Genomic DNA, 6290 nt, shown 5'->3' on the forward strand with positions numbered 1-6290 from the left:
GTTATTGACATTTCTGAAACTTATTTGAAAAACAATTTTACTATGTAATTTTATATAATTCTATGTAATTTAGTTTTATTATGTAATTTTATATAATTTAGGAAAACGTATTATATTCGAGAAAACGTATTTTCTATTTCAAATTCAAATAAGTACAATATTTATTTTTTAGGGAGGCAATCATGGAAATTAATAAAAAACACTTTATTCAAGTCTTTTTAACTTGCTTAATCTTAGTAGTAATATGTGAATTTATAGGTCAAAGAACCTTAGCTATTGGTTCAGCTTCTATAATACTATTTCCAATGCTTTATGCAGTTATAATCGGACTTATAATAACACCTGACTTATTAGGAAAAAAAATTAAAGCACTTAAAAAAGTTATTGGAGAAAAAGAAATCAATATTGCTGGTGAAGTTGTTGGAATTGCACTAGTAATGCTTGGTATAAAATATGGGACTACTGTCGGTCCAAACATTGATAAGATAATTCAAGCTGGACCTGCATTTCTTGCTCAAGAATTTGGTCACATACTTGCACCAATAGTTGCATTACCTCTTGCTTTAATATTTGGTATGAAAAGAGAAGCTATTGGAGCTACTGCAAGTATAAGCCGTGAACCTTCTTTAGGAGTTATATCTGAAAAATATGGGATAAATTCTCCAGAAGGTAGTGGCGTACTTGGTACATATTTAATGGGTACAGTTCTTGGTACTATATATTTTAGTGTGTTAGGCTCAGTGTCAATTTATAGTGGCCTTCACCCATATGCTTTAGGAATGGCCTGTGGTGTTGGTAGTGGAAGTATGATGACCGCAGCTGCTGGCTCACTTTCTACCATGGTACCTCCAGAAATGGCAGATACAATACTTGCCTATGCAGCAACAAGTAATATGATGTCTAGTATAACAGGAATTATATTCTTGGTTTTCGTATCTTTACCATTTACTAATTTTATGTACAAAATTTTAGAACCTAAATTCTCAAGAAGTAAAAATACTGAAGAAACAAAACCTACGAAAGGAGAGTGCTAATAAATGTTTGCTAATTTAGATTTAAAGAAAAGTTCATATCAATTATTGGTTATGTCTATTATTGGAGTTATAATTCTTATAGGACAAAGAATTAGTGTTGGTACATCTATAGTAACAGCTTTTCCTGGAATGGTAATGTTAATATTAGCTGCTATGGCTGCTATGATTATAAAGGATTTATTTCCTAAATCAATATTTCCTGCTTTTGGATTTGCAACTATAATAGGTCTCTTACTTAGTATGCCATATAGCCCAACATCTGAAGTATTTTTAACTAACACTAATAATATTAATTTTATGGCTATAACAACTCCTCTACTAGCTTTTGCAGGAATTTCTGTTGGAAACAAAATAGAAGCTTTAAAGGAAATGTCATGGAAAATAGTTATAATATCACTTGTTGTTTTTACAACTATATTCTTTGCATGTGCAAGTATAGCTCATATAGTTTTAAGTATTCAAGGTAAAATATAGGAGGAACTTATTATGAATAAAGAACAATTAAAATCTCTAGTAATAAAGACTATCGATGAAAATAAAGAAAAAATATTAGAAATAGGTCATGGAATCTACAAGAACCCAGAATATGGATATAAAGAGTATAAAACTACAGAAGCTGTCTCAAATTTTTTTGAACAAGAACTAAACTTATCTGTAGAAAAAAATATAGCTGTTACAGGATGTAAGGCAGATGCAAATTCTAGTAAAGAAGGTCCTCATATATCTATACTTGGAGAATTAGATGGTATATCTTGCAAAGAACACAAAGATTCTAATGAAATAGGTGCATCTCATACTTGTGGACATAACATACAAATAGCTGGAATGTTAGGTGCTGCTGTTGGTTTAGTAAAAAGCGGAGTTTTAGAACATTTAGATGGTAAAATATCTTTTATGGCTACTCCTGCTGAAGAATTTATTGAATTAGAATACAGAGAACAATTGAAAAAAGAAGGAAAAATAACTTACTTTGGTGGAAAGCAAGAACTAATAAAAAGAGGTTATTTTGATGATATAGATATATCTATGATGTTTCACTCTTCAGATTTAGGAGAAGATAAGGCACTAGTTGGGCCTGAAAGTAATGGCTTTGTTGGCAAAAAAGTTAAATTTATAGGAAAAGAATCTCATGCTGGTTCTGCTCCACATGATGGAATAAATGCTTTAAATGCAGCAATGCTTGCTATAAATAATGTAAATGCACTTAGAGAGACTTTTAAAGAATCTGAAAGAGTTAGATTTCATCCTATCATCACAAAAGGTGGAGATATAGTAAATGTTGTTCCTGCTGATGTTCATATGGAATCATATGTAAGAGCTAGAACTATAAATGGCATGATAGATGCTAATAAAAGAATAAATAAAGCATTGATGGCTGGTGGAATGGCTGTTGGAGCTGATGTTGAGATAACTGAAATCCCTGGTTATCTACCAATATTAAGATACAAAAACCTTGATAATTTATTTAAAAATAACCTTGAAGATTTAGGATTAGAAGGAAAGGTTATTGATGGTGGAGATTTCACTGGCTCATTTGATTTTGGAGATGTATCTCATATAATGCCTACCCTTCACCCTATGATTGGTGGTGTAAAAGGTGCTCTTCATACGAGAGATTTTGAAATAGTTGATGAAGACTTAGCTTACATAGTTCCTGCTAAGGCTATGGCACTTACAGTTGTAGACCTTCTTTTTGATAATGCTAAGGAGACTAAAGATATACTGGATGCCTTTACTCCAGTTATGACTAAAGAAGAATACTTAACATTCTTAGAAAAACACGACAAAACTTTATAGGTCTGTTAAAGATTGATTTATATAATAATATAAAGGATGGTATATGTCATAGAGACTATACCATCTTTTCTTGTATTTCATCTTCTTTATAGTAGATAATTATTGTTTTACTTTTTTATAAATAGCTAATCATCACAAAATTTATAAAGTTGTGTTGAAGTATAACTGTAAGTGTGGTATGTTTTTTTAATAAAATAGAAACTAATATAAAATACATTTATATTCTGTTATACAAGGTGGTGAGAAAATGTTTAATGCAGGAAACCGAATTGTGAATAACTGGTTATATCCTATTCAAAATGGCTTTGTCTTAATTGATACTGGATATGAAAATGGGTTTGAACATTTTAAAAAACAATTATCTAAATTCAATATGAATATAAAAAATATCCGATACATATTTCTAACCCATGCACATGATGACCATGCTGGTTTTTTAAATCAGATTTTATTAGAATCCCCTGACACTAAGGTAATAATGAGTGATAAAGCTTTAGAAGTACTATATAGAGGTCAAAACTCTTTTATTGGAGGTTGCACCAGCCATATAGCCATTTTTTCTTGTCAAATTATGAAACTGTTAGGAAAAGGAGAACACTTATTTTCCCCACTAAAACAGGAATTTGAAAAAAGATGTTTTCTTATATCTGATGATAATCGTAAAGAAATTGAAACAGAGCTATGTGGAAAAATCATAGATACACCAGGACATACTTCTGATTCAATCTCACTTCTACTCGATAATGGAGTTTTATTTTGTGGTGATGCTGCAATGAATGGCTTGCCAAGTATTCACAATGTTACAATCTGGGCAGAAGATAAATCAGACTTTGTTAAGTCTTGGGAAAGAATCATCAGTACAAAGGCCAAAATGATTTATCCAGGGCACGGAAAGCCATTTAAAAGTAGCAAGTTAGAGAAAAATCTATGCTATGCCCATAAAATAAATTTATACCAGTTAAACAGCACAAAATGAGATTTTAATAAAATGAATAGTAAATCATTTACACCACTCTCATTTTTTAAACTCGAAAAGAGAGGACAATACAATCAACAAATAATACACTTAGATTAAGGAGCTGATACGATGGAATGGATTGAACATTTAAATAAAGCAATTGATTATATTGAAATACACCTATTAGATGACATTGATTACAATCAACTTGGAAAAATTACTGGATGTCCAGCTTATAATTTTCAAAAAATATTTTCATATATTTCAGGTTTTTCTATTTCTGAATATGTTCAACGTAGACGTTTAAGTTTGGCAGCCATAGACTTGCAAAATAGCGAATCAAAAGTAATCGATATTGCATTGAAATATGGTTATACTTCGCCAACAGCTTTTAATCGTGCTTTTCAGAGCTTACATGGAATTGCACCATCACAAGTAAAAGAATGTGGCATTCCACTAAAATCCGTTCTACCAATTAGCTTCAAAATGACAATTAAAGGAGTAGAAGAGATGAATTATAGAATCGAGAAAAAAGAAGAAATTCGTATTATTGGTATTGCACAGCCTCTAAGTAAAGATATAGAAGAAAACTTTAAAATTGTACCACAGATGTGGCATAAGGCAGGAATGGATGGCACTTTATATAAATTAGCAGATATGATGAACAGTCATCCTATGGGTATACTTGGTGTAAGTGTTTATAAAACTAAAGAATCATTGTCCTATTTTATAGGTGTAGCCAGTACTTCACAAATTGATGACACTTTCGAAGAATATATTATTCCAGCTTCAACATGGGCAGTTTTCTCCAATGAAGGTACACAAGAAAGCATACAAGATTTAGAACGTCGAATTTGGACAGAGTGGTTCCCTAGCTCTGGTTATGAATATGTAGAAAATGTTTCAGATATAGAAGCTTATTTAAACTCAGACCCACAAAATGCAAAATACGAAGTTTGGGTTCCAGTTAGAAAAAAAGCATAAAATCATTAATCATAAAAAAATAGCAGTTTCAAAATTCCAACTGAAACTGCCATTTTTCTTTTTAAAAATTATATATTACATATAGATAGAAATCCCGATAAAATATTAAATCAGTTTATTCGATAACACCCTTTTCCAGCTTCCTTTGCTGAATAAAGAGCTTCATCTGCCTTACTATATAAATCTTCAAAATTAGTAATATTTTTATCACAAATTGAACATCCTAAACTAATATGAAATACATAATCATTCTGTGATAAATCTTCCATATTATTTAATACATCAAATAATTTTTCAAAGTGTATTCTACACTTCTCCTCATTGTTTAAATCCTTAGCATAGATGGCAAATTCATCACCACCTAATCTTAAAACTACACTATCATAAAAAATATTCTTTATATTGTCAGCTAAAGCTTGTAAATAACGGTCACCTACAATATGACCATAAGAATCATTGATATATTTAAAATCATCTATATCGATAAGAATAAAGGCTCCGTACTTTTTTTCATCCATAAACTGTTCAATCATTTCAACTCCAGCACCTCGATTATATATACCTGTCAATAAATCAATTTCTGATTTAGTTCTATATTTAATGTAGTTTTCTACACTCTCGATACGGTCATTTAGAATAAAGAAGTTGACACCTACAGATAAAAAATAAAAAGTAACTAAATCAACTAAATCCGCCATAAACATATTTATATCCTTTGCTATAAAGCAACAAATACCATAGATTATAGAAGTTCCTGTTATATAGAGAATAATTCTCCATGGTTTATCCAATATGAATAAAGGAAGTACACATATAAAGACCATAATTGTGATTGATGGTTCTGTTTTATCTAGAAAAGTTCCCATCAAAATACCCATTATCATAACTGGAGTTAATACCAAATAAAAGATAAGTGTTATATGCTGAGAGTGTTTTTTTAAGTAAAATTTAGAAATAATATAAAGAATAAAAAAGTATCCAAGTATAATAAAAAACTCTATATTAAAAGTAACAACTTCTGATAAAATCAGTCCAAATACAAACACCATAGCTGAAATAGTGAGTCCTAATAATGATATACCACAGAAACTTCGATAATTTCTCAATCTAATTTCAGATTTGTATAAATCCATCTTCTTTGCTTTAAAATTCTTTAATATTGTTTCTAACATCATACCCCCCTTGTACATTACACACTCTCATTCATGAATTATTTAATACTTCTACAGTTCAACTACTGTTGATACACTTATAAATGAACTCTCACATTATTTATTAATTTAAAAAGTGATTTAACTATCATATAGTACTATTATTCATATTTCTACATTTCGCTATTAACATCAATCCAATAATTTCCAATTATATAAATTGATTATATTTCCAATATATCTTTTATAAAAATATAATAATACTAGTATATAATTTACAAAAACATATAAATAGCTTAATATTTTTAATTTTATTTTAATATATCTTTACTTATTGTTAGGATATATTATAGCATTACCATATAT

The 6290-nt window shown here is 29.6% G+C and carries 6 protein-coding genes; 5 read left to right on the plus strand and 1 reads right to left on the minus strand.

Annotated elements, in window-relative coordinates; translation table 11 throughout:
- Positions 1–182 precede the first annotated feature (182 nt).
- From KGF50_RS19745 to KGF50_RS19765, 5 genes are all read left to right on the plus strand, one after another.
- The gene (locus KGF50_RS19745; protein WP_227849642.1) at positions 183–1034 is read left to right on the plus strand and encodes a DUF3100 domain-containing protein; all 852 of its coding nucleotides are present in this window, start codon (positions 183–185) and stop codon (positions 1032–1034) included.
- A gap of 3 nt (positions 1035–1037) precedes the next feature.
- Complete coding sequence (locus KGF50_RS19750) at positions 1038–1508, plus strand: hypothetical protein (protein ID WP_227433642.1); 471 nt, start codon at positions 1038–1040, stop codon at positions 1506–1508.
- Between the two features lie 12 nt (positions 1509–1520).
- Positions 1521–2831, plus strand: a complete 1311-nt coding sequence (locus tag KGF50_RS19755) for a M20 family metallopeptidase (protein WP_227849643.1) — start codon at positions 1521–1523, stop codon at positions 2829–2831.
- A gap of 271 nt (positions 2832–3102) precedes the next feature.
- Positions 3103–3807 (plus strand): MBL fold metallo-hydrolase, encoded by a 705-nt coding sequence (locus tag KGF50_RS19760; protein ID WP_413926846.1) that lies wholly within the window; start codon positions 3103–3105, stop codon positions 3805–3807.
- 111 nt (positions 3808–3918) lie between these two features.
- Complete coding sequence (locus KGF50_RS19765; protein WP_227849645.1) at positions 3919–4773, plus strand: AraC family transcriptional regulator; 855 nt, start codon at positions 3919–3921, stop codon at positions 4771–4773.
- Positions 4774–4883: 110 nt separating this feature from the next.
- On the opposite strand, the gene KGF50_RS19770 is transcribed toward KGF50_RS19765, so the two are convergent.
- Positions 4884–5945, minus strand: a complete 1062-nt coding sequence (locus KGF50_RS19770) for a GGDEF domain-containing protein (protein WP_227849646.1) — start codon at positions 5943–5945, stop codon at positions 4884–4886.
- Between the last annotated feature and the right edge of the window lie 345 nt (positions 5946–6290).

It is taken from the genome of Clostridioides sp. ZZV15-6598 (assembly GCF_020657705.1).
GTDB classification, from domain to species: Bacteria; Bacillota; Clostridia; order Peptostreptococcales; family Peptostreptococcaceae; genus Clostridioides; species Clostridioides difficile_F.